Below are 26,018 nucleotides of genomic sequence, written 5' to 3' on the forward strand. Positions count from 1 at the left end.
TTCGCCTGTCCCGACCCGCTTGCCCCACGCGGGAGGAACCCGCTACGGACGGCCATGACCATCACCCGCACCTATGACGGCGACGAACCTCAGCGACTGAACAAGTGGATGGGCCAGTCGGGCATCTGCTCCCGACGCGAGGCCGACGCCCTGATCGCCGCCGGTCTGGTCTCCATCGATGGCGTCGTGGTCGCCGACGCTGGCCGCAAGATCGAGACAGGCCAGACCCTGACCCTGTCCGACGCGGCGTCCCAGACCTTGGCGGCGGGCGTCACCATCCTGCTGCACAAGCCCATCGGCTATGTCTCGGGCCAGCCCGAGCCTGACAAGATTCCAGCCGTTCGACTGCTGACCGAGGAAAACCGTCTGGGCGAGGGCGCGGCGCCGGCAAAGGACGCCTCCCTGCCCCCCATCGGCCGACTGGACGAGGATTCGCGCGGTTTGCTGCTGCTGTCGTCGGACGGCGTGGTCGCCAAGGCCGTGATCGGCCCCGACAGCGACCTCGACAAGGAGTACCTGGTTCGCGTCGCGGGTGACGTGACCGAGAAGAAGCTGAAGATCCTGCGTCACGGCCTGATGCTGGACGGTCGCCAACTGCGCCCCGCCTATGTCAGCCGTATGGAAAGCTTCCGCCTGAAATTCATCCTGCGCGAAGGCCGCAATCGGCAGATCCGCCGGATGTGCGAGATGGTCGATCTTGAGGTCATCGACCTGATCCGCGTCCGCATCGGCCCCATCCGCCTGGACGGCGTACCCGAGGGCCAGTGGCGCATGATCACCGCCGAGGAGCGCAAGGCCCTGGTCGGCGGCTGATCAATCAGTCGTCGCGGTGGACGCGTTCGCGGCGCTCGTGACGCTCCTGGGCCTCGACCGACAGGGTCGCGGTCGGACGCGCTTCCAGACGGCCCAGAGAGATGGGTTCGCCCGTGTCCTCGCAGTAACCGTATGAGCCATCCTCGATACGGCGGATGGCGTCCTCGATCTTGGAGATCAGCTTGCGCTGACGGTCGCGAGTCCGCAGTTCCAGCGCCCGATCGCTCTCGGAAGAGGCCCGGTCCACGATATCAGGGTGGTTCTCGGTTTCGGCCTTCAGGTTGACCACCGTGCCCTTGGACTCGCGCAGGATGTCATCGCGCCAGGCCATAAGCTTGTGTTTGAAATAGGCAAGTTGCCGCTCGTTCATGAACGGCTCGTCGTCGGTGGGCCGGTACTGGACCGGCTCTTCGGCGACAATGGACGCTACGGCGTTCATCGCATTTACGCTCATCACCAAGACGCCCCCCTGTGGCGCAATCCGCCTATAGTCCGATCATCAGAGTCGGAGCAACGCGGTTCGCGGATCCGTGATGACAGGCGGGCTCTGTAGCGGCGAACCGTGACAATTCTTCATCACCATAAGTGGCTTCAGGCGAAAAAGCTCAACGATTTCGAATGGTTTTATGCTGCACTGCGGCGAACTTCCGCCTTAGCAAGCTCTACCGCAGCTCTTAAGTCGATCTGATCCAGCAGACCGCTCAGGCCCGTATCCTCATCCGAGGCGTCGGTTCGTTCCTCGCGCAGGGTGCGGCCGAGGCGATCAAGAACGCCCTCGCCTGCCTCGCCAGCCAGCAAGGCCAGCTTCAGTTCGTCCAGCCGATCCAGAAGCCCGCCGCCACGTCGGATCGCACGGCGCCGTCGCTCCAGCGGATCCTCTACGCCCTGCAGGGCCATCAGGGCGGACAGGCCGGCGACGCCGCCGGCGGATGAGGTTGCGGAAGCCGTGGCCGGAGCGCTGGACGCGCCCGCGCTCGACACGCTGAAAAATCCTGCAGTTCGGACAGGCCGAGCCGCGGGGGTCGTGGCGGGTCCGGTAGGGCCGGTGACCTTCATGACTGGACGCTCCGGTGCATGAGCCAACCCTCGCCGAGGAGAGTCACCGTTTGGTTAACGGCCGGGCAGAAACTGCCGGGGCCGACGCTCCAATCGGCCAGCCCTCCATTGAAATCAAATAGCTTTTCCAGCGGCATGATCCTCGCATCGCGCCTTCTGATCGTGATCTTCGGAACATCCTCGATGCAAAAGCTGCTTACCGTCCTGTTCGCCCTCGCCGCCACGACCCTGTTCTCAGGTCCGGTGGCGGCGCAGTCGCGCATCAAGGACATCGCCGCCATCGAGGGTGTGCGGACGAACCAACTGGTCGGCTACGGCCTTGTCGTCGGTCTGAACGGCACGGGCGACAGCCTTCGCAACGCGCCCTTCACTCGCCAGTCTCTGGAAGGCATGACCGAGCGTCTGGGCGTCAACATCCGCGGCGCCAACGCCAACACCAAGAACACCGCCGCCGTCCTGGTCACCGCCGACCTGCCCGCCTTCGCCACGCCGGGCGCCCGCATCGACGTGGGCGTGGCCAGCCTGGGCGACGCCAAGAGCCTGCTGGGCGGCACCCTGATCGTCACCAGCCTGCAAGGCGCGGACGGGCAGGTCTATGCTGTGGCGCAAGGGTCCGTGCAGACCGGCTCCGTTTCCGGCTCCGGCAGTTCCGGTTCGTCGGTGACACGCGGCGTCCCCACCGCCGGCCGCATCGCCTCGGGCGCCACGGTCGAGGCCGAGACCGGCTTTCAGTTCGGCAATATGCAGGAGGTCCGCCTGACCCTGCGCAACCCCGACTTCACGACCGCCCAGCGCGTCGCCGCCGCCATCAACACCGCCTTCCCCAACACGGCCCTGGCCGAGAACGGCTCGGTCGTCGCCCTGCGCGCGCCGCCGCAGATGGGCATGGCGGGCTTCATCAGCCGCGTCGAGAACCTGCCCGTCGCCGTCGATGTTCCGGCCAAGGTCATCATCGACGAGGTCAATGGCGTCATCGTCATGGGGGATGCGGTGCGCGTCTCCACCGTCGCCATCGCCCAGGGCAACCTGACCATCTCGGTCCAGGAAACGCCCCAGGTCAGCCAGCCCGCCCCCTTCAGCCAGGGACAGACCGTCGTCGTTCCCGACAGCGCCGTGACAGTGGAAGAGGAGCTTGGCCGCGAGATCCGCATCGTCAACGGCTCGACTTCGCTATCCACCCTCGTCAACGGCCTGAACGCCCTGGGCGTCTCGCCCCGCGACATGATTTCCATCCTCCAGGCCATCAAGGCCGCCGGCGCCCTCCAGGCCGAAATCGAGGTGATGTAATGGCCGACCTGTCTGTCTCTCCCGACCTGCTCAGCGGCGGCGCCGCCTCGCCCCTGTCGGCCGTCTCGCCTGCCCAGCGCGAGCGGATGCGCAAGACCGCCGAGGACTTCGAGGCCAGCTTCCTGTCGCAGATGATGAAGCCGATGTTCGAGGGCCTGAAGACCGACGGCCCCTTCGGCGGCGGTCAGGCCGAGGGGATGTGGCGCAGCTTCATGATCGACGCCATGGCCAAACAGACTGTCTCCGCCGGCGGCGTCGGCCTGGCCGATACGGTCATGGCCGAGATGATCAAGATGCAGTCGGAGCCCGCCGCATGAACATCCCCGCCAACGACCCGGTTTCGGCAGGCATCCAGGCGCGCCGCCTGACCGATCTGACCACCCGCCTGACGGATCGGCTGGAAGCCGAGACCGCCGCCTTCGCCGAGCGACGCCCGCAAGACGTGGTCGCCAGCCTGCCCCAGACCCAGGAACTGGCCAACCAGTACCGTCGCGACTCGGCGCAGGTGAAGGCCGCGCCCGGCGTCATCGCCGCCGCGTCCAAGGCGGAGAAGACCTCTCTGATTGAGGCTACACGTCGGTTCGAGACCGTCCTGGCTCGCCATGCACAGGCCGTCGAGGCGGCCCGCATCGTCTCCGAAGGCGTCGTCCGCGCCATTGCGCATGAGGTCTCGGCCGGTCGCGCCATGGGCACGGGCTATGGCGCCAAGGGTCATGCCGCCCCCGGCGACGGTCGCGCCATCACCTTGAACCGCAGCGCCTGACGCTCAGCCCTGTCGCTTCCACAACTCTGAAATCGTAATGGAACCCGGCCGTTAACCGTTTCCGCTACGGCTGCGCTTAAGACCTTGGGCTTAAGCGATGGTCATGCCCATCCGCAAGCGCCTGCTCGGTTTCGCCTTCGCCTCGGCCGACCTTCTGGTCGAGCTGACGCCGCAGGGCGTTGTCGCCATGGCCCTGGGCTCGGGCCCATCGGCGACAACGGGGCCGGAGACATTCCAGAATCGACCCTTCACGGATCGCCTGACGCTAGCCAGCGCCGCGGCCCTGTCTTCTCGCCTCGAGGGCCTGAAACCCGGCGCCAGGCTGGGTCCGCTGGAGATCACCCTGGACTGCGGCGAAGGCCGGGAACGTCGCGCCGCCTTCAGCGCCTTTCTCCTGCCTGAACTGGCGCCGAACGCCTCCTGCTCGATCCGCTATGAGGGGCCTGCCTTCGCCGTTGCGCCGGCGCAACCGATCCTGACGCCTGACGCCCTGCTGGCTCGCGCCCGCGATGTGCTGCAGACAGCCGCCCGGGGATCGGTCGCCGTCTCCTTCATCGACATCGTGGGCCTGGCCGCTGCTCCAGAGACTGCTGCACGCGCGACGGCCCGGATCGAATCCGTCATGCAGTCGGCCTCGGTCGGGGGCGCCAGTGCAGCCCGTCTAACCGCCGAACGCTACGCCCTGCTGTGCGACAGATCGAACGAGCGCGATGTTGAAGAAGAGGTCCGGCAAACGGCCAAGGCCGAGGGTCTGGACGTCCAGGTCATCGGCTCAAGCACCACCGTCACCCAGCCGCCCGTGAACGCCCTGCGCGCCATGCGCTTCGCCGTCGAGGCCTGCCTGCAGGACGGCGGCCTGGCCCGACCGGATGTGACGTTCGAAACCGCCCTGGCCCGCACGATCAAGGAGGCCGAGGGCTTCCAGACCATGGTTCGCAACCGCGACTTCGCTCTGCATTATCAGCCCATCGTCGATCTGAAGACCGGCGCCGTGCATCACTTCGAGGCCTTGGCGCGCTTCTCCAACGACGGCGGCCCGGCCGGCATCGTCCGCATGGCCGAGGAGCTGGACCTGATCGAGGCCTTCGATCTGGCCGTCGCCGAACGCGCCCTGATGCAACTCAGAAAGCGCGGCTCGGGCCTGTTGAAGATCGCCATCAACGTTTCCGGCGCGTCTCTGGCCAACGACGCCTATGTCGACAGCCTGTTGAGAATGACCGCGTCGAACCCGGACGAGCGCCGCCGCCTGATCATCGAGGTCACGGAGTCGGCGGCCGTCGCCGACCTCGCCGCCGCCAACCGTCGCCTGGGCGCCCTTCGCGAAGCGGGCATCAAGCTTTGCATCGACGACTTCGGCGCTGGCGCCGCCTCTCTGGACTATATCCACGGCCTGGCGGTCGACACGGTCAAGATCGACGGCAAGTTCGTCCAGAACCTGGAACGCGACGCCAAGGCCCGCACCCTGATCACCCATCTGGTCGAGTTGTGCGCCTCGCTGAAGCTGACCACCATTGCCGAGTTCGTCGAAACCCAGGGCGCGGCCGACATCCTGAAGGGCCTGGGGGTCGACTACGGCCAGGGCTGGCTGTTCGGCAAGGCCGAGGCCGAACCCCGAACCGTCGCGCAGACGGTCGCGCCCATCCGGCGACGCGGCACGGTCGAGGCCTGGGGCTAGACGCCCCCCGCGCGGATGACCTGCGTGCCCTGCCCGTCAGGACAGGTGAACCGTCTCTTCTATCCCGATGGCTTGCAGAAACGCCGCGTCATGGCTGACGACCAGGAGGGCGCCGTCAAAGGCCTGCAGGGCCGTCTCAATCGCCGCGATGGCGTCCAGGTCCAGGTGGTTGGTCGGTTCGTCCAGCACCAGAAACTGCGCCGGTCGTTCGCCGCCGATGACGCAGGCCAGCCCGGCCCTCAGCCTCTCGCCGCCCGAAAGAACCTCCACCCGCTTGTCGCCCGCCACATTGCGGAACAGGAAGCGCGCCAAGGCCGCGCGCGCGCCGTTGGGGCGGGCCTCGGGATTGATCCGCAGAAACGCCTCGATCACGGTCTCGCCCGCGTGCAGCAGGCTGGTCTCCTGATCCAGCAACGCCGCTCTGACCGGCCGCTCGACCCGGCCAGAAGTCGGCTCCAGCAAACCGACCGCCAGCCGCAAGAGGGTCGTCTTGCCCGCACCGTTCGGCCCGGTGACAGCCACGCGTCTAGGCCCCGTAATTGACAGGTCGAGGGGGCCGAGAATGTGTCGCCCCTGCGGCGTCGCCCACGTCGCGCGGTCCATCCGCAGCACCGTGCGCCCGGCCGCCAGACGTGAGGGCGGCATAGGGATGACCAGTCCACGCACCCGCTCGACCCGCCCCCGGGCGTCGGCCAGGACCGCATCCGCCTCCTCCGCCCGCCGCTCGGCCAGCCGCCCCTCACGCGCGCCCGTGTTCTCGGCCCGCTCGGCCATGCCCCCCAGCAGGATCTTTGGCTCGGACCCCCTGGCGGCAAAGGCCCGCCCAGCCTTGTCGCGGCGCGCCTTCCTTTCGGTCGCGATCTGGTTCTCGCGCGCGGTGCGGTCGACATCGCGTTCCGCCGAAGCCAGGTCGCGCTCCGCCGCCGCCCGCTCGACCGCCTTGCGCTCGGCATAAAGGTCGTAGGCGCCGCCATAGACAGCGGCGCCCAGGCTCGACAGCTCGACGATACGGTCCATCCGCCGCAACAGGTCGCGGTCGTGGCTGACCACCACCGCCCCGCCCTTCCAGCGCCCCAGAACCTCGGCCACGATCTTGCGGGCCTCGCTGTCCAGATGATTGGTCGGCTCGTCCAGTAGCAGCAGGTCCGGTTCTGCGATCAGCAGCCCCGCTAGCCGCAGCCGAGTCAGTTCACCGCCGCTCAGGCTTGCGGACAGCCGGTCCAGCGCCAGCCCGCCCAACCCCACCTGCCCCAGAGCGTCCCTGATCCGCTCCGGCAGACTCCAGTCCGCTCCGGCCAGGTCGTCGGCTGAGCCTTCGCCAGCCAGCACACGCTCGACCATCGCCGTCGCCGCCCCGACGCCCAATGTGCCGACCACCCGCTCGCTCTCGGCGGGTTCGTAGCGTTGCTCCAGCACTCCGATGGCGCCGTCGCGCGCGACCGTCCCTTGCGAGGGAGCCTGCAGGCCCGCGATCAGGCGCAGCAGCGTGGACTTGCCCACGCCATTGCGGCCCACTAGGCCGGTGCGCTCAGGCCCGAAGGCCAGGCTCAGAGTGTCGAGGAGGCGAACTCCGTCAGGCGTATCAGCGCTGACGCGGTCCAGTGTTGCGTACCCGGACGGGGACGCGCTTCGGCTTGGGGAGGGACGAGACATAACCAGCGACCATGGCGACGAGGGAAAGGGCGATACCGATTTCCAGCGCGATGATCATGGCAGTCAGGCCTCCAGTGGGTGCTCGAAGATGTGAACATGGGTCCAGCCGTCCCGAGGCGCAAGACTATTGGACCTTTGCGACATCACCACCGCGTGACAGGTTGGCGATCGGAGGCGCCGCCATGATCCGCATTACCCTTCTGACCCTCGCCCCGGCTGTTCTGTTGGCCGCCTGCGCGACGACGCCGGACGCACAGCCGTCTCCGCCCGACTATGCGGAGATCGCAACCCAACCCGCGCCAGCCAATGCGCGCCTCTATGCTGACTGTTTTGGCCAGGCGATCCGCAATCAGACCTATCGCCGCGCCGCCGAGGGCGGCGACGAACTGCTGCTGCACACCTGTACCGGCGACGCCGCCCACGCCATGTTCACGGCGCTCGGCCCATGGAGCGCCCAGATCGGCTCCGAATGGCGAGCCCAGGGCCGGGTCTGGCGCTCGACCGCCGTAGTCCAGCGCAACCTGATCGGGGCGGACTACTGTTCCGCGACCGAGGCGGGCGACGATGCGCGTTGCGTCATCACCTTCAACGCCGGCGACTTCCTCGACCAATAGGCCGGCCTTCCCTACAGGGAAGGGCATGGAACGCGACCTCGACATCGCCGCTGCACGCCGGGCCTCCGCCTCTCAGGAGATCCGCCAGGTCACAGGCATAGACGAGCCGATGATCGACGCCCTGGTCGAGGGCTTTTATGCCCGGGTGCGCGACGATGACCTGATCGGCCCCGTCTTCGCCGCGCACATCACGCAATGGGCGCCGCATCTGGCCCAGATGAAGCTGTTCTGGTCGTCGGTGGCCCTGTCGACCGGCGCCTATCAGGGTCGCCCCATGCCCAAGCACCTCCCCCTGCCCATTGATGCCCGTCATTTCGACCGCTGGCTGAGACTGTTCCGCGAGACGGCGCAAGCCTTGTGCCCGCCCGTCGCCGCCAATCACTTCATCGAACGCGCCGAGCGCATCGCCCAGAGTTTTGAACTCGCCATCGCAGGGGCCGCGGGCGTCCTGCTGCGCAGCGACGAGCGCTACTTGCGCCCGTGAGACCTCTCGACCTGACAAGACCACAATGTTCCCACATTGTTCTTGCTGAACTCGGCCGATTCATCCCCATATAGCGTCGTCGCACCGGACCCTGTCCGGCCCTCCCGCGTTTCCGGAACACATGACCGAAAAGCACAACTTCATCCGCGTTCGCGGCGCCCGCGAGCACAATCTCAAGGGCGTGGACGTCGATATCCCGCGCGAGAAGCTGGTCGTGATGACCGGCCTGTCGGGCTCGGGCAAATCCTCGCTCGCCTTCGACACCATCTATGCCGAGGGCCAGCGTCGCTATGTCGAGAGCCTGTCGGCCTATGCCCGCCAGTTCCTGGAGCTGATGGGCAAGCCGGACGTGGACCTGATCGAGGGCCTGTCGCCGGCCATCTCCATCGAACAGAAGACCACGTCCAAGAACCCGCGCTCGACCGTCGGCACTGTGACGGAAATCCACGACTATATGCGCCTGCTGTGGGCGCGCGTCGGCGTGCCCTATTCGCCCGCCACCGGCCTGCCTATCGAGAGCCAGACCGTCTCTCAGATGGTCGACAAGCTGACCGCCCTGCCCGACGGCGAACGCCTGCTGCTGCTGGCGCCCGTCGTGCGCGGCAGGAAGGGCGAATACAAGAAGGAGATGGCCGAGTGGCAACGCTCGGGCTTCCAGCGGCTCAAGATCGACGGCGAGTTCTACGCCATCGAGGACGCGCCCACGCTCGACAAGAAGTTCAAGCACGACATCGACATCGTGGTGGACCGGATCGTCACCAAGGCGGGCCTCGAACCCCGCTATGCGGACAGCATCCAGACCGCCTTGGGCCTGGCCGATGGCATCGCCGTGGCCGAATGGGCCAATCCGTCAGAGGGCGAAGAGCCGCGCCGCATTACCTTCTCGGAGAAGTTCGCCTGTCCGGTGTCGGGCTTCACGATCAGCGAGATCGAGCCCCGGCTGTTCTCGTTCAACAACCCCTTCGGCGCCTGTCCGGTGTGCGACGGCCTGGGGGTCAAGCTGGCCTTCGACGCAGACCTGGTTATCCCGGATCGCGACAAGACCCTGCACAAGGGCGCCGTCGCCCCCTGGTCGCGCGGCCCCTCGCCCCTCTACACCCAGACGCTGCAGGCCCTGAGCCAGCATTTCGGCTTCTCGATGGATGTGGCCTGGCGCGAGCTTCCGGCCAAGGCCCAGGGCGTGATCCTGAACGGCACGGGATCAGAGAAGATCAAGTTCGTCTATGACGACAACGCCCGCAAGTTCGAGACCACCAAGACCTTCGAAGGCGTCCTGCCCAACCTCGAACGCCGCTGGCGCGAGACGGATTCGGCCTGGGTGCGCGAGGAGTTGGGCCGGTTCCAATCCGAGACCCCCTGCGACGCCTGCAACGGCAAGCGGCTGAAGCCCGAAGCCCTTGCAGTCAAGATCGACGGCTCCGACATCGCCGACATCTCTACCCTCTCCATCAAGAAGGCTTTCGCCTGGGTCTCCAGCCTTCCAGACCAACTTACGGATAAGCAGCTGGAGATCGGCCGGCGTATCCTGAAAGAGATCGGCGACCGCCTGCGGTTCCTGAACAATGTCGGCCTGGACTACCTCAGCCTGTCGCGCGCCTCGGGCACCCTGTCGGGCGGCGAGAGCCAGCGTATCCGCTTGGCGTCACAAATCGGCTCGGGCCTGACCGGCGTCCTCTATGTGCTGGACGAACCCTCCATCGGTCTGCACCAGCGCGACAATACCCGCCTGCTGGAAAGCCTGCGCGGCCTGCGCGATCTCGGCAACTCGGTCCTGGTCGTCGAGCACGACGAGGAGGCGATCATGACCGCCGACTATGTCATCGACATGGGCCCGGCCGCCGGCGTCCACGGCGGCACGATCTGCGCCGAGGGCACGCCCGAACAGGTCATGGCCAACCCGAAATCCCTGACCGGCCAGTATCTGACCGGCGTGCGCGAGATCGAACTGCCGCCCGAGGGTCGCCGGCCCATCAACCGCAAGAAGATGCTGAAGATCTCGGGCGCCACCGGCAACAACCTGAAGAGCGTCACCGGCGAGATTCCGGTCGGCCTGTTCACCTGCGTCACCGGCGTGTCCGGCGGCGGCAAGTCCACCTTCACCATCGAGACCTTGTACAAGGCCGCCGCGCGCCGCCTGCACAATGCGTCCGACGCCCCTGCCCCCTTCGACCGGATCGAGGGGCTGGAGAATTTCGACAAGGTCATCGACATCGACCAGTCGCCGATCGGCCGCACCCCGCGCTCGAACCCGGCGACCTATACCGGCGCATTCGGTCCCATCCGCGACTGGTACGCGGGCCTGCCGGAGTCCAAGGCGCGCGGCTATGGGCCCGGACGGTTCAGCTTCAACGTCAAGGGCGGCCGCTGCGAAGCCTGTCAGGGCGATGGCCTGATCAAGATCGAGATGCATTTCCTGCCCGACGTCTACGTCACCTGCGACGTCTGCAAGGGCAAACGCTACAACCGCGAGACGCTCGAGATCGTCTTCAAGGGCAAGTCGATCAGTGACGTGCTGGACATGACGGTCGAGGAGGCCGGCAGTTTCTTCAAGGCCGTCCCGCCGATCCGCGACAAGATGCTGACCCTTGCCCGCGTCGGCCTGGGCTATGTCCAGGTCGGCCAGTCGGCGACGACGCTGTCGGGCGGCGAGGCCCAGCGGGTCAAGCTGTCGAAGGAACTGTCGAAACGGGCGACCGGCAAGACCCTGTATATCCTCGACGAGCCGACCACCGGCCTGCATTTCGAGGATACGCGCAAGCTGCTGGAGGTGCTTCAGGAACTGGTCGAGGCCGGCAACACCATCGTGGTGATCGAGCACAACCTGGATGTCATCAAGGTCGCCGACTACCTGCTCGACTTCGGCCCCGAGGGCGGCGAAGGCGGCGGCCAGATCGTCGCCGTCGGCACGCCCGAACAGGTCGCGGCCAACACCGACAGCTGGACCGGCAAATACCTCAAGGAAGTGCTGGACCGGCACGAGACGCGTCGCAAGGCGCGGGTCGCCGCCCTGACCGCCGAGGCCAAACCTTCGAAGGCTAAGACCAAGGCCTCAGCCTGAGGCCGTCGATCATCTCGGCCATGCGGCCGGGATGATCGAGCGTTCGGATCAGGCTTCTCCCGTCGCCACCACGCCGTGATCCTTGGTCCGGCCGCGCCAGATCAGCACGGCCGAGCCGACAAGCAGGAAGACGGTCGTCACGATGCCGCCTTCGGGACCGAAGGCCGCGCCGGTGATCCACCAGGGCGTCTCGGGCCGCGTCGCCAGATCGACGACCAGGGGCGTGGTCTCCACCACCTGACCGGACACTTCCAGTCCGAAGCCGAGACCCAGCAGCCAGTTCCACGCCGCGTGCCAGCCGCACACACCCCACAGCGAGCCCTCGCGCGCGGCGTACAGACCGATGAAGACGCCGAACAGCACCACGTTCAGCACCCCGGTCAGCAGTTCCGGCGACGGCTTGATATTGGCGGCGTGCAGCAGTCCGAACAGAATGGAGCTGAGGCCGATACCCCAGGCCAGGCCGTGCCGAGACGTAATGACCGACATCAGCCAGCCGCGCGTGACGATCTCTTCGGTCGAGCCCTGGATGATGAAGCCCAACAGCAGGACCAGGATGGGGAAAAGGGCGCCCGCGACATTGGCCGTCCCAAAGGCGCCGCCGCCCTGCACGCTATAGCCGCCGCACGCCGCGATCACCCCGACGACGCCCAAAAGGAACAGCAGTCCCACGGCATATCCGCGCGCGAACCGCTTCAGGCCCGAGCCGTTGAAACCGATCGTCTTCAGGCTGCGCCGCTCGAAGAACTTAACCCACAGCACGACAAGCGCGCTGATCGCCGCGAACCCGAACAGCGTCCAAGCGGTGCCCTGCCAGCCGATGCCCTGACCTTGTGGAGAGATGAAGCCCAGCAGGATGCCGGGAATGACCGCAATGGTCTGGCCCAGGGCGATGAAGACCACCGCCAGGACCAGGGCCGCCGCCGTCCAGGTGCGCCGATACCGCAACCCGCGCGGGGCATAGAGTTCTAGCCCTTTTGAATCAGCCATGGACGGACGCTCCCTTCAGATCGCGATAGGCCGCTGCGAAGGGTGCGGACAGCACCACCATCTGCAGGGCGGAAAACACTGCGTTCAGCACCACCCATACGGCGATGGCCGGTCCAGCGGCCCGCAACACGGTCAGGGTCGGCTCCCCCTCCAGCGCAACGAGACTGTCCAGTCCGCCGGCTGCAAACGTCAGCGGAAGAGCGAGGATGCTGCTGACCGCGCTCAACAGCATGGCCATGATGCAGGCGATGATCATCATGCCCAGCAGCGGCAGGCTGCGCCCCTTGGTCATTGCGAAGGAGTCGAAGATCGCGACGCGGCGCTCGTCGACGGTGATCGGCACGGCCAGGCTGAGCCGCAGCGACAGCCAGACTACGAAGGCCACGGCGGCCAGGCCCAGCAAGGTCACCAGGAGCCACAGGATATTGAGCCCGCTCGCGGCCGTGAACCCGGCCAGCAGGCCGACGGCGCCGAAGGCCACGATCGCCGCTAGGGAGATCAGGATCACCACCACCACGCTGACCAGCAGGACACGGAGCTCGTCCCCGCCTAGCCCCATATAGCCGAAGCCCTTCTGGTCGGGCGTCAAGACGGCGCGGACCACGGCGGCGCTCAGCACCGCGCTGAGCACCAGGCTCAGCGGCCCGACCACTGAGGCCATCACCGCATACCCCAGGCCCAGGGCCTCGAAGTCTTGCAGGGTCGGCTCGCCACCGGACTGCATATCCGCCGACACCGCCGTGATCTGAGCGATGGAGCCGCCAAACACCGCAAAGACCAGGCCGAAGAAGACCAGATAGGCCAAGGCCCACAGCCCCACCGCCACCGGGTTGCGCCGCATGATGCGGAACCCTTCGAAGGCCGCGTCGGTCGCCGAGAACTTCATCTTGTCGCTCCGTGAGTCGCTGAAACCAGTCTAGCGCGCGGCGGGGGGCCGTGCGCAGCCCCCGCCATCCTTTCGGCTCAGTGGCCGTCGGCAGGCTTGGCATGAGAGTGGTCATCGTGAGGAGGGTCATCATGGCCCGATGCATGGTGATCACTGTCGTCATGGCCATGGTCGCCAGCCTGGTCGTGGCCATGGTCCGCCGGGACATCATGCTGATGCTCAGCCGAGCCATGTCCCGGCTCGTGATGGGCCTCGTCATGGTGGGCCTCGTCATGGTGGGTGGGCCCTGCTTCATCGTGCGCCGAATCGGTAGGACCTTGGGCGGCATGATCCCCCGCATGACCATGATCCGGTTCGGCATGAGCCGGCGTGGCTGCAGCAGCGGCTACGGTCGGGGCCAGGATGGGTGACAGGCCGTCGTCGTGCGGATCCGCCACGACCGGGGGCGGCGGCGTTCCGCTATCGCTCAATTGGCGCGCCGCGCTGGCCAGAGGGGCGCTGAACAGGGCGCTCGAAAACCCCGTCAACAGGATGGCCGGAACGGCCAGCACAGCGGCAGGGATCGCGAAGGGACGCGCCAGCTCGGTGAGTTGGGCAAGGGTCGGCGTCGCCGTGCCGAAGTCCGGCCAGATCACGCCCGCCTGATGGGCCACCACGAATAGAACCCCGCCAGCGACGGCGAAGAACACAAGCTGAATCAGTATCTGGATGACCCAGGCCAGGAAGCCGGTGACAGCCAACTTGGCTGCCTGACCACGCCCCAGCGCCCAGCCCCGCTCGAAAGCGAATGTCTTGTCCAGCACACTGACGGGAATGATCAGGATGACCCGCGCCAGCACCCATATCGCCAGCAGAGCAACCAATCCGCCATAGGCGACCATGACCGGGATCACGACCTGCGCACCCTGGCCGGAGATCGCGGCGGCGAGGGCCAGCCCCGCCAGACCGAGCACGATCACGCCCAGATAGACGCCGACCCCGACCGCGATGCTGGTCACGGCCACTCGCAACTCATCCATGCCCAGGCGCAGGAAGCCGAAACCGTCGCCGCGCTTGGCCAATGTGGCGCGAATGGCGGCAGTGAAGATCACCACGCCCAGCACCAGGCTGAGAAGGTTCAAGCCCTGTACGCCAGCTTCCAGCGCCATGAACTGGCTCAGATCAGGCTCGACGCCCGTTTCGGCCGTGCCCATGATCTGAATGAAGACGGGCGCCAGCACCGCCAGCACTCCGGCGGCCAGTACGAACCGCAACAGTCCCCAGACGAAGATCGTCACCGGCCGTCGCTTCAACAGGGCAAAGGGCGCATTCAGCGCCTCTCCGATCGAAAACCTACGCTTTGAAACTCGTCCCATATCGCCCCCTCCCCAGGGTTCACGTTCCGGATCAGTGTTCTCGTGTCAGCCCCTGTCCAGCCGCCCATAGGCGGCCGCGACAAATCCCGTGGTGAGCGGAGCCTGCAGGCCTGCCAGCACCAGCGCCCAGACCAGTGCGCCCCCCGGCCCCTCCAGCATCCCCCCAGATGACAGCAGGGCCAGGATAATGACCGGCGCTGAGGTCAGCAGCAGTCCCGCGAACAGGGGCCAGCCCGCGCCCCTTACGATGATGAAACTGTCCAGCGACACCATTCGCCCGCGCGCCACCGTGGCCGGCGCATAGAGCGAAAGCCGCACGAACAGGGACAGGACGACGAACACGGTGGCCAGTCCTGCGAGGGTCACGACCGCCAGTTTCCAGCCCTCGCCCGCGGCCGCCCAGTTGCGTCGCGCAATGGCGTCGGCGTCCAGCTCGGCCATGCCTGCGACAGCCAGCAGAACCAGCCCCAGCACCGATGCGATCATGACGATTAGCAGCAGGCACAGCAGGGCCGCGCCCAACAACCTCGCCTCAGGCTTGCCCAGTTGCAGACCGGCCGGCCCCAGGCCCGATGGCTGCTTCAATGCGATTCTCAGCAGACCGCCCTTCAGCGCCAGGCCTGAAGCGATCACCGCCAGGCCCACCAGCCACGTCCAGCCGCCGCTCCAACTCCCGGCAGGCAGGAATATCATCGCCGCCATCAAGGCGGCGCAGACGGCCATGGCGCCCCACGCGCCGCACCAAGCCGGCGTCAGCCCGCGCAGGGTCTCGCCCAGCGCACCGACCAGATTCAAGGTGGGTTTCGACGCCCGCTGCGGGGTCGCGTGTTCGTGGCTCATGCGCCCCCCGGCAAATCCGGGATTAACCTAACCCGAAGTCGGCCTCTGCGACCAGAGCGTTGCTGACGAAAGCCTCGCGTCGCCCTAGAAGGCCGCATGACCACGTCCCCAGACCTCAAACCCATTCACGTTATCGGCGGCGGCCTCGCCGGTTCCGAAGCCGCCTGGCAGATCGCCAATGCGGGCGTCCCCGTCATCGTGCACGAGATGCGCGGCGTGCCGGGCGTGAAGACCGACGCCCACCATACCGATGGCCTGGCCGAACTGGTCTGCTCCAACTCCTTCCGCTCGGACGACTGGGAGCATAACGCCGTGGGCCTGCTGCATCAGGAGATGCGCGAGCTGGGCTCGATCATCATGGCCAGCGCCCATGACCATCAGGTCCCCGCGGGCGGCGCCTTGGCTGTCGATCGCGACGGCTTCTCGCAATCCGTGACGGCCAAGCTCGAAGCCCACCCCCTGATCACCATCTGCCGCGAGGAGATCGCCGGACTGCCCCCCGAAGAGTGGGACAATGTCATCGTCGCTACCGGTCCCCTCACCTCGCCCGCCCTGGCCGAGGCCATCCTGAAGCTGACCGGCGAGGAAAGCCTCAGCTTCTTCGACGCCATCGCGCCGATCGTCCATGCGGACAGCATCGACTTCGACATCGCCTGGCGTCAGTCGCGCTATGACAAGGAAGGCCCAGGCGGAGACGCCGCCGCCTACGTCAACTGCCCTATGAACAAGGCCGAGTACGAGGCCTTCATCGACGCCCTGATCGACGGCCCCAAGGCCGAGTTCAAGGAGTGGGAGAACGTCCCCTATTTCGACGGCTGCCTGCCCATCGAGGTCATGGCCGAGCGTGGACGCGAGACCCTGCGCCACGGCCCGATGAAGCCGGTCGGCCTGACCAATCCGCGCGATCCGCTGGTGAAATCCTACGCCATCGTCCAGCTGCGCCAGGACAATGCGCTCGGCACCCTGTTCAACATCGTCGGCTTCCAGACCAAGCTGAAACACGGGGCGCAGGCCGAGACCTTCCGCATGATCCCGGGCCTGCAGAACGCCCAGTTCGCGCGGCTCGGCGGCCTGCACAGGAACACCTACCTGAACAGCCCGCATCTGCTGGACCGCCAGCTGCGCATGAAGTCCATGCCGCGCCTGCGCTTCGCCGGCCAGGTCACGGGCGTCGAGGGCTATGTCGAGAGCGCCGCCACGGGCCTGCTGGCCGGACGTCTCGCCGCCGCCGAACGGCTGGGCAAATCCCTGGACGCGCCCGAGGCCCACACCGCCATCGGCGCCCTGGTCGAACACATCACGGGCGGTCACCTGACCGGCTCGAAATTCCAGCCGATGAACATCAACTACGGCCTGCTGCCGCCGCTCGAAACGCCCAAGGTCGACGAGGACGGCAAGAAGATTCCGCTGAAGGAACGCGGCCGCGCCAAGAAGCGGCTGATGAGCATCCGGGCGATCGAAAGCCTGAAGGCATGGCGGGACGCGGGCTGAGCGATGGAGTTCGCCAAGGTCGCCATCCGCCAGCGCATCAATCAGCTGTTCAATGACTATGAGCGTGGCGAACGTCCGGCCCTGAGACGCGCGGACGCCCTGTTCCCCACCGATTCCGTCGCCTGGCGGGTCAATGGCGACATCGTCACCATGATGATCGGCGGTGTATCCGGCCTGCTGCTGCAGATGCTGCATCCTGCGGTGCTGGCGGGCGTATGGGACCACTCCGACTTCCGCGCCGACATGCACGGCCGCCTGCGCCGCACGGCGAAGTTCATCGCTGTCACCACCTATGACCACGCCTCGGCGGGCCAGACCGTGATCGACAAGGTCCGGCGCATTCACGACAAGCTGTCCGGGACGACGGCCGACGGCGCGCCCTATCGCGTCAGCGACCCGGCGTTGCTGGCCTGGGTTCATGTCACCGAGACAATCAGCTTCCTCGACGCCTGGGTCCGATATGCCGAGCCGGGCATGCCCCTGGCCGATCAGGACGCCTATTTCGCCGAAATGGCTCGCGTCGGGCGCGCCCTTGGCGCCGATCCCGTCCCCACCGACCGCGCCGCAGCCGAGGCCCTCATTCAGTCGATGCGGCCCCAGCTCAAGGCCGACGCCCGCACGACCGAGGTCGCCGCCCTGGTCATGCGCCAGAAGGTCGGCGGCTTCAGCGAGGACATCGCTGCGGACCTGATCATGAAGGCCGGCGCCGACCTTCTGCCCGACTGGGCTCGCCAGATGCACCGCCTGCCCAAGGCCTCGCCTATGGTCCGCAATGGCGCCCGAACGATGCGGCGCACCCTGGACTGGGTCTATACCGGCTCGCCAAACCGTCAGGTCTGGCCGGACAACATCACGACGTGGCCGGATCGCTAACGCCCTGGTTTGGCGATCCAACGACGATGTTGATGCTGATGCCCTTGTATTTTTTGCGCAGCGCCACGGCCAGCATGAGAAGCGAAGCTGCAAGCCCCCAGACGTAGCCGGCCAGTCCGCTCGCAAGCGGAATGAGGTCCGACAAGCCGGACAATCCGAGCACGAACCCCACGACAAAACCCAGAACGACGCCGCCAGCAAAGCCGAGTAAGAACGAGCGCCACGCCCAAGCCCACCAGAATGGCAGGATATCTTTCAATGAGAATGTCACTTGATGCGCCCCACGCTAGTCAGGCGGGCATCTGACACGGGGAAGATGACAGCCGTCAAGGTGAGGCCGGAACGGCCTAGACCTGGCCTCTAAGGCTGGCCCACATCAGCCTCAGACGCTTACCGCCCTCACCGCGTTCAGAGCCTGTAAGGGCGGCATGAGCCACTGCCGGGAAGGCCGCCGTTGGCAGGCCCTTCAGCGCTGCATTGGCTGCAGGGCGCAAGACCCTCGCCTCCTCCGCCCGCCCGACCTGGATCAGACCCCACACGCGCCCGGCATCGACCACCCGCGCTTCATGCGCCGGCCCCGCCAGCACCTGCACCGCCGTCTGCATCGGCCCGACGTAGAAGGCGTCGAGATCATGCGGCTCGCCTTGGACACGGCCGATATGGCCCTCGATCAAGGCGTCGAAGGGTGCACGCCGCAGCCCGCGCCGCGCCACGATGTCGGTCAGAGCCTCCAGCACCGGATGGCCCTTGCGCGCCACACCGGCAAAGACGCCGTCCATCTGATCGCGCCACCAGACGTAGCGCATCTCGGCCAGCATCGGCTGGGTGACGCGGGTGGGAATGTTGAGCAGCTCCGCCTCGAAAGCGTAGAGGGCGATCAGATCGCCACGCGCCTGAAGGTCTCCGACAAAGCGGCTGGACAGCCAGCGGTCGGGATCGGCCGCGCGGACCTGAGCATCAAGGCCCCCTGCGGGCGTCGCATCCTCCGGCATCAGGATTGCGCTGCGACCGGATCGCGTCCCGTCGCCAGAACCCAGGCGTAGGCCAGCATGAAGAGCGCGATCGCCGCCTCGGTCAGACGCTGGAAGGCGCCCGCCGGCCCGCCCGTCTCGGCGGTGGCGGCCAAACCCATGAAGCCGATGAAGGCCAGTCCGGCGCACACCAGCCCGAAGACCCTCAAGCCCCGGTGGCCCTTGGCCGACAGTCCTGCCAGCAACAGGCCGAGACATCCCGCCAGATAACCCAGAAGGCCGATCAGGTTGTGCATCCCCTGGGCGACCGACGTCCCGGCGCACTCGAACTCGCACCGGAACCAGACGCTGTTGACGTAGGCATAGGCGTTGAAGGCCAGCAGAAGGAAACCCAGCAGGGCCAGCGCGCTGGACCGCATCCGCCAGGCGATCAACAGACAGGCGGCCATGACCAGAACGCCGATGGGCAGGAAGGCCAGCCAACTGACGGCCCACCCGTCCGGCGCCCCCGTCGCCCCCAGTTCGCTGATGAACTGAAGGACGTGATCGTAGCCGGGATAGCGGGCGCCGCCGACCACGACCATGGCGAGCAACAGGACCTCGGCGACGATGAGCAGGCCAAGCGCCAGCCGACTGATCATCAGCCCGCCCGCTCTCGACTGCCCCGTCGCCGTCATCCGGCCTAGCCGAACAGGGTCTGATACATGGCCATCGAGGTCAGCATCGGCAGGCTGAGCAGCAGGTTCGTGCGGCTGGCCAGCATGGCGACGCGGGCGGCCTTGGCCTTCTTGTCGTCATCGACGACCACGATGCCCAGGGCGCGCTTCTGGTTCGGCCAGATGATGCCCCATACGTTCAGGAACATGACGATGGCCAGCCAGACGCCGACACCCATCAGCATGAAGCCCTGGTCGCCCTGGACCAGACCGCCGGCCAGACCGAAGCTCAGCACCTCGGCGGCATAGGCGTGACCGCGCGTAAACAGCACGCCGACGCCGAAGACCACGGTCGCCAGCGCCGCCCAGCGGAACCAGAACAGGGCTTCGGGCGCGATATGCTTGCCAACCGCGGGCTTCAGCTCAGCCGGGATCGACGGCATGACCCGGATCTGCACGAAGTTGAAATAATAGAGCAGCCCGATCCACAGGATTCCGGAGCCCACGTGGGCCCAACGCAGGACCGCCTGCCAGAAGCCCAGGTCGAAACCGCCCGGCGCCACGCGGCCAAAGGCGAAGATCATCAGCGCCGCCAGAAGCAGGCTCAGAATGATGGTGTTGCGAAAGTTCGAAAGCAGATTGGCCAAGTGTCAGCCCTCCCCAGGGTGAATCGTTGAACCGGCACTATACATCTCCCTCCCTGTCGCGGGAGGGGCGTTGATGCAAAGCATGAACGCGCGCTCTGGCCAACGCGCCCGCTGGCCAGGACTCGAGCACCCCTGCCCTCTGGGAGCCCACCATCCCCCGAGGGGGATGAGGGAGGCTGGGTCGGCTAGGGGCGGCTTGCCATGCCCAGCTTGATTGGCTTGGCGTCTTCGGCCAGTTCGCCGCGCTTCACGCCCCACAGCAGAATGATCGGCGCGCCGACATAGATCGACGAATAGGTGCCGATGATGATGCCGAACATCAGGGCGATGGAGAAGCCGAACAGGGCTTCGCCGCCGAAGATGGCCAGGGCCGCCAACACCATGACCGCCGTGACGCCGGTGATGATCGTCCGCGACAGGGTCTCGTTCAGCGACAGGTCGATAACCTCGCGCAGGGGCATGGACTTGTACTTGCGCAGGTTCTCGCGAAGGCGGTCGAACACGACAACCGTATCGTTCATCGAATAGCCGATGACGGTCAGGATGGCGGCGACCATGTTCAGGCTGAACTCCAGCTTGAACAGCACGATCAGTCCGAAGGTCAGGACCACGTCGTGCAACAGGCCGGCGACGGCGCCGAAGCCGAACTGCGGCTCGAACCGGAACCAGATGTAGGCGAACATCAGGGCGATGGCCAAGCCCAGGGCGATGAGGCCAGAGGTGAACAGTTCGCCCGACACCTTCGAACCCACGACGCTGACACCCGAGTATCGGACCTCGCCCACGGCCTCGCTGATGGCGCTCTGCACCCGCTCGACCACCGCGCTCTGGCCTTCGCCATCCGGCACCTGGAAGCGGACGATGGCGCTGGCGGCGCTGTCGATCCCCTGCACCCCGACATCGCCCAGGTTCAGTTCGCCGACGGCTTCGCGCACAGCCCCGATATCGAGGGCGGAATTATCGGTCTTGGTCATCTCCATCACGGCGCCGCCGCGGAAGTCGATGCCCATATTCAGGCCGGGATAGAAGCAGGCCACGATCGAGGCGATGCACAGCACGACCGAAATCACGCCAGCCGCCCGCGAGTATTTGACGAAGTGAAGATTCGTCTTGTGCGGCAGGATCTTGATCAGGGGCCACCAGGTCATCGGACCGTCTCCGCATCAGCGATGGGCAGTTTCTTGGGCCGGGCCGTCTTCAGCCAGTAGGCCAGCAAGACCTGGGCGACCAGAACGGCCGAGAACATCGAGGTGAAAACCCCGATCGTCAGGGTCCAAGCAAAGCCCCGCACCGGTCCCTGGCCAGCAAAGAACATGATCCCGGCGGCGACCAGGGTGGTCAGGTTGGCGTCGACGATGGTGCCCATGGCCTTGTTGAACCCGGCGTCCATCGAGGCGATGACCGAGCGGCCGGCCCGCGCCTCGTCACGCATCCGCTCGTAGATCAGAACGTTGGCGTCAACGGCGACGGCGAAGGTCAGCACCAGACCGGCGATGCCCGGCAGGGTCAGCGTGGCCTGGAACAACGACATGGCGGCCACAATCAGCAGACCGTTGAGGACCAGGCCGATGACCGAGATGCCGCCGAACAGGAAGCCGTAGGCCAGGATCATGAAGACCACGATGATGGCGAAACCGACCGCGGTCGACAGGGCGCCGGCGGCGACCGCATCGGCCCCCAACTCGGCGGTGACGACACGACGCTCTTCGACCCGCAACGGGGCCGGCAGGGCGCCGCCGTTCAACAGATTGACCATTTCAGACGCGGTCTGGATCGAAAAATCGCCCTCGATGATGCCGCTGCCGCCCGTAATGGCGCTGTTGATGCGCGGGGCCGAGATCACCTTGCCGTCCAGGATGATGGCGAAGGGCTTGCCGATATTGGCGGCCGTCGCCTCACCGAAGCGGCGGGCGCCGACGCCGTCGAAGCGGAAGCCGATGGCCGGACGGCCCGCCTGATCCGAATCGACCGAGGCGCGGGTCAGGTTCTCGCCCGACACCAGGATGCGGCGCTTGACCAGATAGGGGGTGATGCCGTCGTCGCCGTACAGCAACTGGGCGTCGGGCGGCACGCGGCCTGCGATGGCGTCGGCGACCGAGTTTTCCGAATCCACCATCTGGAACGTCAGCTGAGCCGTCTGGCCGATGACGCGTTCCAGCGCGGCGGGATCGTTCTGGCCCGGAGCCTGGACCACGATGCGCTCGGCGCCCTGGCGGGTGATCGAGATTTCCTTGGTGCCGGTGCTGTCGACCCGGCGGCGAACCACCTCGATCGACTGGTCGACGGCGGTCGCGCCCATGCTGTCCAGCGTGGCCTGGGTGAAGCCGTAGCGGATGCGGTTGCCGCTCTGACGGGTCGCGGTGCGCTCCTGCACGCCCTGCTGGTTCGGTCCGCCCGCCAGTTGCTGCAAGGCCTTGAAGGCGGCATCGGCCTGGCTCTGGTCGGCCAGGCTGATGACCACGCCGCCCGCCTCGCGCTGAAGGGCGTTGATGTTGATCCGCGCCTCACGCATCGACACCCGGACGTCCTCGACCAGGTTGTCGACCCGCTTGGTGCGCATGGCCGGCACGTCGACTTCCAGCAGCAGGTAGGACCCGCCCTGCAGGTCCAGCCCCAGGTTCAGGGCGTTCTTGGGCAGGAAGCCGGGCAGCGCCTCTCGCTGAGCGGGCGAAAGGGCGTTGGGGAAGGCGAACAACAGCCCCAGCACCAATGAAAGCGCCAGGACGATGATCTTCCAGCGAGAGAGCTGAACCATGGGTCTATTTTACCGAATGCGACGACGAGGGACGTCAGGCCTTGGTGACGGCCTTGGGCTTGGCGTCGTTGGCGGCGATGGCGGTGCGGTTGCGCACCTCGGCGATCATACCCTTGACCACGCGCACGTTGACCGACGGCGCGATCTCGACGTTGACCTCGGCGTCCTCGACGCGGGTCACCTTGCCGATCAGGCCGGACGACAGGACGATGGTGTCGCCACGCTTCACGGCGGCGATCAGGTTGGCGTGCTCCTTGGCGCGCTTCTGCTGCGGACGGATCAGCAGGAAGTAGAACAGGACGAAGATCGCGACGAACGGCAGGAACTGTACGATCGCGGCCATCAGACCACCTTCACCAACAGGCATTTCGGTATTCCCCGACTTGGGCGAGCCTCAGTCGGGCGCCCTTTGAAAACAAGGCGCGGAACCTAGGGCCGGTCGTCCCAATATGCAACGCGGCCTTTTGGGCTGAGCGCGACCCTGTGTCGATCGCGTCCCAGCCCCTTGAAATCAGCGCGGCAGGACCGTCAGCGGATCGACGGCCACCGGTTCGTCGCCCGACATGCGGCGGGTTTCGTAATGGATCGAGGGCCGTCCGTCGCCGGCGGTCAGTCCGACCGTGCCGATCTGCTGGCCCGCGCGCACGTCGTCGCCGTCATCGACGGTCGCCGAGCCCAGGTGTCCATAGACCGTGCGCCAGCCGTCGCGGTGGACGATCAGGACGGTCAGCCCCTGCCCCACCAGATCGTCGCCGACATAGGCCACGCGTCCAGCGGCGGAAGCCACCACCTCCGCTCCGGCCGAGGCCGCGATATTGATGCCGTTGTTGCGTTCGCCCATGCCGACGGGGCCGAAGCGGCGCACGACCTCGCCACGCAACGGCCATTGCAGGGCCACGCTGGTCGGGGTCGAAGGCGCGCTGGCGACGGGCGCAGCAGGGGTCGTCGGCACGACATTCGCCGGACGTGGGGCGACCGACGCCATGGCGGGCGGCGGCGGCGGAGGCGGAGGGGCGGTTCCCGCATTGGTCACGGCGACCCCGATCGGGGCCGGTCCAGTCGCATAGGGATCAGGCCCCAGGTCGACGGCGTTGTCGGGCAGGATCACTCTCTGCCCCGGCGTGATGGCGCCGCGCGGACCCAGGCTATTGAGGTCGATCAGGCTCTGCACCGGGGCCTGGAACCGGCGCCCGACGCCCGAGATCGTGTCGCCGGGCTGGATCGTATAGGCGACCGTGCCGCTGGCCCCGAGCGAAGCGCCCGAAGACACCGGCGGCGCCACCGGCCGCTCAGGCAGATAGGTCGGGCCGACGGAACCGGACGACGGCGGCGGCAAGGCCCCGCCCTGGATGGGTTCATAGGGCGCGGCGATGGGCGGCGGCGCCTCATAGGGCCGGGGCGCGGGCATGGGGTTGGTCGGATAGGCAGGGACGTTGGTGCCCTGCCCCTGAATCTGGGGGACGCCCGGCGTCGTCGGTCGAGTCGAATAGCGAGGCGCGTCGGGATAGGTCGAACAGGCCGCCGCCGTCAGCGCCGCGCCCGCGATGACCACGCCCTTGATCCAGCGATTGATGCTCATGCCGCGCTCCATAGATTCCGCCCCGGTTTGCCCCGCATGGTGTGCCCCGCGTCGCGCCATTAGCCAAGCTGGGAAAGTCAGCAGAAGTTGGGCGGAGAGGTTAATGGTCCCCGGTTTCCCCCGCCTAGCCTTCCTTGGCCGTCCCCTCGACCAGGGGCACGAACCGCACTTCGCACAGGCTTTCGCGGCGAAACGATCCGTCTGGCTGGCCGGTATAGCGATGCAGCATCTGCACCGAGGTTCGTCCCACCGGCGCGACCAGCACCCCGCCGGGCTTAAGCTGTTTCAGCAGTTCGGTCGGCTCGGTCGGGGATGCCGCCGTGACCATGATCCGGTCGAACGGCGCCTGTTCGGGCCAGCCCAGACCCCCGTCCGTATGGCGGGTGATGACATTGTCGATATCCAGCGTCTTCAGCCGGGCTTCCGCCTCTAGCATCAGGGACCGATACCGCTCGACCGAATAGACATAGCGGGCCAGTCGCGACAGCACGGCGCACTGGTATCCGCTGCCGGTGCCGATCTCCAGCACCCGGTGGCGCGGCTCGACCATCAGAGCCTGGGTCATCAGGCCGACGATATAGGGCTGACTGATCGTCTGGGCGCAGTCGATCGGCAGGGCCTGATCCTCCCACGCCTGATCCAGGAAACGTTCGTGCACGAAGACGGCGCGGTCGATGCTTTCCATCGCCGCCAGCACCTTTGGATCGGTGACCCCCTGCCTGCGAAGGCTCAGGATCAACCGCCCCGCACGATCGTCCTTCAGGTTCATGCGCCCCTCAAAGTCATGCGACGTGCGCCTTGGGCGGCGCCCCGCCCAGCACGCCCTTCAGGTCGTGGACGCTGGTCCTGTGGGTCAGGTCGATGTGCAGGGGGGTGACCGAGATGCGGCCCTCGTCCATGGCGCGCAGGTCCGTGCCCGCGGCATGGTCCTGCTTGGCGCCGCGAAAGCTCATCCAGAAATAGTCGCGGCCGCGCAGGTCGGTGCGTTTCTCGGCGAACATCTCGCCGATGTCGCGAAAACCCTGGACCGTCACCTCGACCTCCTTCACCTCTTCAGGCGGACGGGCCGGGAAGTTCAGGTTCATGATCACGCCCGGCTGGGACGGCTGAGCCAGCAGCTTGGCGATGATGCCTGGCGCATAGGTCTCGGCCGTCTCCCAGTGGGCGACGACCGCGTCGTGGAACCGCTCCAGCGACTGGCTGATCGCAATCGAGCGGACGCCGAAGGCCATGCCCTGAAGCGCGCCCGCAACCGTGCCGGAATAAGAGCAATCCTCGCCGACATTATGCCCCCGGTTCACCCCCGACAGCACCAGATCGGGTTTGCCCGGCAGGATGTCGCTGAAGGCCAGGACGACACAGTCGGTCGGCGTACCGGTCACGGCGAACCGCTTGTCGCCCAGCTTGTTGATGCGCAGCGGCTCGGTCAGGGTGATGCCCCTGCCCTTGCCTGACTGCTCGGTCGCCGGCGCCACCACCCAGACATCGTCCGACAGGGTCCGCGAGATCCGCTCCAGGCAGGCCAGGCCCTCGGCTTCGATCCCGTCGTCGTTGGTGAGGAGTATTCTCATG

At 66.8% G+C, this 26,018-nt stretch carries 28 protein-coding genes; 10 read left to right on the forward strand and 18 right to left on the reverse strand.

Features of this window, described 5'->3' with window-relative positions:
- Window positions 1–54: 54 nt before the first annotated feature.
- A complete protein-coding gene (locus ACO05L_RS11400; protein ID WP_421729290.1) occupies window positions 55–813 on the forward strand; it encodes a pseudouridine synthase in 759 nt (252 codons plus the stop codon).
- A 4-nt stretch (window positions 814–817) separates the two neighbouring features.
- Here the strand turns inward: ACO05L_RS11400 and dksA are convergent, their stop codons facing one another.
- Together dksA and ACO05L_RS11410 are read right to left on the reverse strand one after the other, a co-directional pair.
- Window positions 818–1,252, reverse strand: a complete 435-nt coding sequence (dksA, locus tag ACO05L_RS11405; RefSeq protein ID WP_421729291.1) for an RNA polymerase-binding protein DksA — start codon at window positions 1,250–1,252, stop codon at window positions 818–820.
- A gap of 185 nt (window positions 1,253–1,437) precedes the next feature.
- Window positions 1,438–1,869 (reverse strand): flagellar assembly protein FliX, encoded by a 432-nt coding sequence (locus ACO05L_RS11410; RefSeq protein WP_421729292.1) that lies wholly within the window; start codon window positions 1,867–1,869, stop codon window positions 1,438–1,440.
- Window positions 1,870–2,052: 183 nt separating this feature from the next.
- On the opposite strand from ACO05L_RS11410, the gene ACO05L_RS11415 reads away from it, so the two are divergent.
- From ACO05L_RS11415 to ACO05L_RS11430, 4 genes are all read left to right on the forward strand, one after another.
- Complete coding sequence (locus tag ACO05L_RS11415) at window positions 2,053–3,156, forward strand: flagellar basal body P-ring protein FlgI (protein ID WP_421729293.1); 1,104 nt, start codon at window positions 2,053–2,055, stop codon at window positions 3,154–3,156.
- A complete protein-coding gene (locus ACO05L_RS11420) occupies window positions 3,156–3,473 on the forward strand; it encodes a rod-binding protein (protein WP_421729294.1) in 318 nt (105 codons plus the stop codon). Before ACO05L_RS11415 ends, ACO05L_RS11420 begins: the two co-directional genes overlap by 1 nt.
- Complete coding sequence (locus tag ACO05L_RS11425) at window positions 3,470–3,919, forward strand: flagellar basal-body protein FlbY (RefSeq protein WP_421729295.1); 450 nt, start codon at window positions 3,470–3,472, stop codon at window positions 3,917–3,919. Before ACO05L_RS11420 ends, ACO05L_RS11425 begins: the two co-directional genes overlap by 4 nt.
- 103 nt (window positions 3,920–4,022) lie before the next feature.
- Window positions 4,023–5,594 (forward strand): EAL domain-containing protein, encoded by a 1,572-nt coding sequence (locus ACO05L_RS11430; protein WP_421729296.1) that lies wholly within the window; start codon window positions 4,023–4,025, stop codon window positions 5,592–5,594.
- A 36-nt stretch (window positions 5,595–5,630) separates the two neighbouring features.
- Here the strand turns inward: ACO05L_RS11430 and ACO05L_RS11435 are convergent, their stop codons facing one another.
- On the reverse strand, window positions 5,631–7,094 hold the full coding sequence (locus tag ACO05L_RS11435) for an ABC-F family ATP-binding cassette domain-containing protein (RefSeq protein ID WP_421729297.1): 1,464 nt from the start codon (window positions 7,092–7,094) through the stop codon (window positions 5,631–5,633).
- Window positions 7,095–7,176: 82 nt separating this feature from the next.
- Window positions 7,177–7,305 carry a hypothetical protein gene (locus ACO05L_RS11440; RefSeq protein ID WP_421729298.1) on the reverse strand — a complete coding sequence of 43 codons (129 nt, stop codon included), beginning with the start codon at window positions 7,303–7,305 and terminating at the stop codon, window positions 7,177–7,179.
- A 124-nt stretch (window positions 7,306–7,429) separates the two neighbouring features.
- Here ACO05L_RS11440 and ACO05L_RS11445 point away from each other — a divergent pair, with 124 nt between their 5' ends.
- The 3 genes from ACO05L_RS11445 to uvrA all read left to right on the forward strand — a co-directional run bounded on the left by ACO05L_RS11445 (window position 7,430) and on the right by uvrA (window position 11,403).
- Window positions 7,430–7,861, forward strand: coding sequence for a hypothetical protein (locus ACO05L_RS11445; protein WP_421729299.1), 432 nt, complete (start codon window positions 7,430–7,432; stop codon window positions 7,859–7,861).
- Window positions 7,862–7,886: 25 nt separating this feature from the next.
- Window positions 7,887–8,345, forward strand: a complete 459-nt coding sequence (locus ACO05L_RS11450) for a group III truncated hemoglobin (protein WP_421729300.1) — start codon at window positions 7,887–7,889, stop codon at window positions 8,343–8,345.
- A 121-nt stretch (window positions 8,346–8,466) separates the two neighbouring features.
- Window positions 8,467–11,403: an excinuclease ABC subunit UvrA gene (uvrA, locus tag ACO05L_RS11455; protein ID WP_421729301.1), complete on the forward strand. Its 2,937-nt coding sequence runs from the start codon at window positions 8,467–8,469 to the stop codon at window positions 11,401–11,403.
- 48 nt (window positions 11,404–11,451) lie between these two features.
- Here uvrA and ACO05L_RS11460 read toward each other — a convergent pair whose 3' ends face one another.
- From ACO05L_RS11460 to ACO05L_RS11475, 4 genes are all read right to left on the reverse strand, one after another.
- Window positions 11,452–12,393 carry a CPBP family intramembrane glutamic endopeptidase gene (locus ACO05L_RS11460; RefSeq protein WP_421729302.1) on the reverse strand — a complete coding sequence of 314 codons (942 nt, stop codon included), beginning with the start codon at window positions 12,391–12,393 and terminating at the stop codon, window positions 11,452–11,454.
- On the reverse strand, window positions 12,386–13,279 hold the full coding sequence (locus ACO05L_RS11465) for a hypothetical protein (protein WP_421729303.1): 894 nt from the start codon (window positions 13,277–13,279) through the stop codon (window positions 12,386–12,388). The genes ACO05L_RS11460 and ACO05L_RS11465 overlap by 8 nt, the downstream gene beginning before the upstream one ends.
- Before the next feature lie 77 nt (window positions 13,280–13,356).
- Window positions 13,357–14,556, reverse strand: a complete 1,200-nt coding sequence (locus ACO05L_RS11470) for a hypothetical protein (protein WP_421729304.1) — start codon at window positions 14,554–14,556, stop codon at window positions 13,357–13,359.
- A 123-nt stretch (window positions 14,557–14,679) separates the two neighbouring features.
- Window positions 14,680–15,474: a hypothetical protein gene (locus ACO05L_RS11475; protein WP_421729305.1), complete on the reverse strand. Its 795-nt coding sequence runs from the start codon at window positions 15,472–15,474 to the stop codon at window positions 14,680–14,682.
- Between the two features lie 96 nt (window positions 15,475–15,570).
- Here ACO05L_RS11475 and trmFO point away from each other — a divergent pair, with 96 nt between their 5' ends.
- Window positions 15,571–16,965 carry a methylenetetrahydrofolate--tRNA-(uracil(54)-C(5))-methyltransferase (FADH(2)-oxidizing) TrmFO gene (trmFO, locus tag ACO05L_RS11480; protein ID WP_421729306.1) on the forward strand — a complete coding sequence of 465 codons (1,395 nt, stop codon included), beginning with the start codon at window positions 15,571–15,573 and terminating at the stop codon, window positions 16,963–16,965.
- 3 nt (window positions 16,966–16,968) lie between these two features.
- Window positions 16,969–17,838 (forward strand): oxygenase MpaB family protein, encoded by an 870-nt coding sequence (locus ACO05L_RS11485; RefSeq protein WP_421729307.1) that lies wholly within the window; start codon window positions 16,969–16,971, stop codon window positions 17,836–17,838.
- On the opposite strand, the gene ACO05L_RS11490 is transcribed toward ACO05L_RS11485, so the two are convergent.
- The 10 genes from ACO05L_RS11490 to surE all read right to left on the reverse strand — a co-directional run bounded on the left by ACO05L_RS11490 (window position 17,816) and on the right by surE (window position 26,017).
- Window positions 17,816–18,097: a hypothetical protein gene (locus ACO05L_RS11490; RefSeq protein ID WP_421729308.1), complete on the reverse strand. Its 282-nt coding sequence runs from the start codon at window positions 18,095–18,097 to the stop codon at window positions 17,816–17,818. The two genes, ACO05L_RS11485 and ACO05L_RS11490, sit on opposite strands and share 23 nt — an antisense overlap.
- Before the next feature lie 88 nt (window positions 18,098–18,185).
- Entirely contained in the window at window positions 18,186–18,830 is a 645-nt protein-coding gene (locus tag ACO05L_RS11495) for a squalene/phytoene synthase family protein (protein ID WP_421729309.1), read from the reverse strand.
- The gene (locus ACO05L_RS11500; protein ID WP_421729310.1) at window positions 18,830–19,450 is read right to left on the reverse strand and encodes a DUF998 domain-containing protein; all 621 of its coding nucleotides are present in this window, start codon (window positions 19,448–19,450) and stop codon (window positions 18,830–18,832) included. Before ACO05L_RS11500 ends, ACO05L_RS11495 begins: the two co-directional genes overlap by 1 nt.
- Window positions 19,451–19,491: 41 nt before the next feature.
- The gene (locus ACO05L_RS11505) at window positions 19,492–20,112 is read right to left on the reverse strand and encodes a hypothetical protein (RefSeq protein ID WP_421729311.1); all 621 of its coding nucleotides are present in this window, start codon (window positions 20,110–20,112) and stop codon (window positions 19,492–19,494) included.
- Window positions 20,113–20,297: 185 nt separating this feature from the next.
- Window positions 20,298–21,260 carry a protein translocase subunit SecF gene (gene secF, locus ACO05L_RS11510; protein WP_421729312.1) on the reverse strand — a complete coding sequence of 321 codons (963 nt, stop codon included), beginning with the start codon at window positions 21,258–21,260 and terminating at the stop codon, window positions 20,298–20,300.
- Window positions 21,257–22,867, reverse strand: a complete 1,611-nt coding sequence (secD, locus tag ACO05L_RS11515) for a protein translocase subunit SecD (RefSeq protein ID WP_421729313.1) — start codon at window positions 22,865–22,867, stop codon at window positions 21,257–21,259. Before secD ends, secF begins: the two co-directional genes overlap by 4 nt.
- Before the next feature lie 34 nt (window positions 22,868–22,901).
- Window positions 22,902–23,210 carry a preprotein translocase subunit YajC gene (yajC, locus tag ACO05L_RS11520; protein ID WP_421729314.1) on the reverse strand — a complete coding sequence of 103 codons (309 nt, stop codon included), beginning with the start codon at window positions 23,208–23,210 and terminating at the stop codon, window positions 22,902–22,904.
- Between the two features lie 168 nt (window positions 23,211–23,378).
- Entirely contained in the window at window positions 23,379–24,446 is a 1,068-nt protein-coding gene (locus tag ACO05L_RS11525) for a peptidoglycan DD-metalloendopeptidase family protein (RefSeq protein ID WP_421729315.1), read from the reverse strand.
- Between the two features lie 124 nt (window positions 24,447–24,570).
- A complete protein-coding gene (locus ACO05L_RS11530) occupies window positions 24,571–25,215 on the reverse strand; it encodes a protein-L-isoaspartate(D-aspartate) O-methyltransferase (RefSeq protein ID WP_421729316.1) in 645 nt (214 codons plus the stop codon).
- A gap of 13 nt (window positions 25,216–25,228) precedes the next feature.
- On the reverse strand, window positions 25,229–26,017 hold the full coding sequence (surE, locus tag ACO05L_RS11535) for a 5'/3'-nucleotidase SurE (RefSeq protein ID WP_421729317.1): 789 nt from the start codon (window positions 26,015–26,017) through the stop codon (window positions 25,229–25,231).
- Window position 26,018: the final 1 nt, after the last annotated feature.

The organism is Brevundimonas sp. (genome assembly GCF_965227765.1).
In the GTDB taxonomy this organism is placed as follows: domain Bacteria; phylum Pseudomonadota; class Alphaproteobacteria; order Caulobacterales; family Caulobacteraceae; genus Brevundimonas.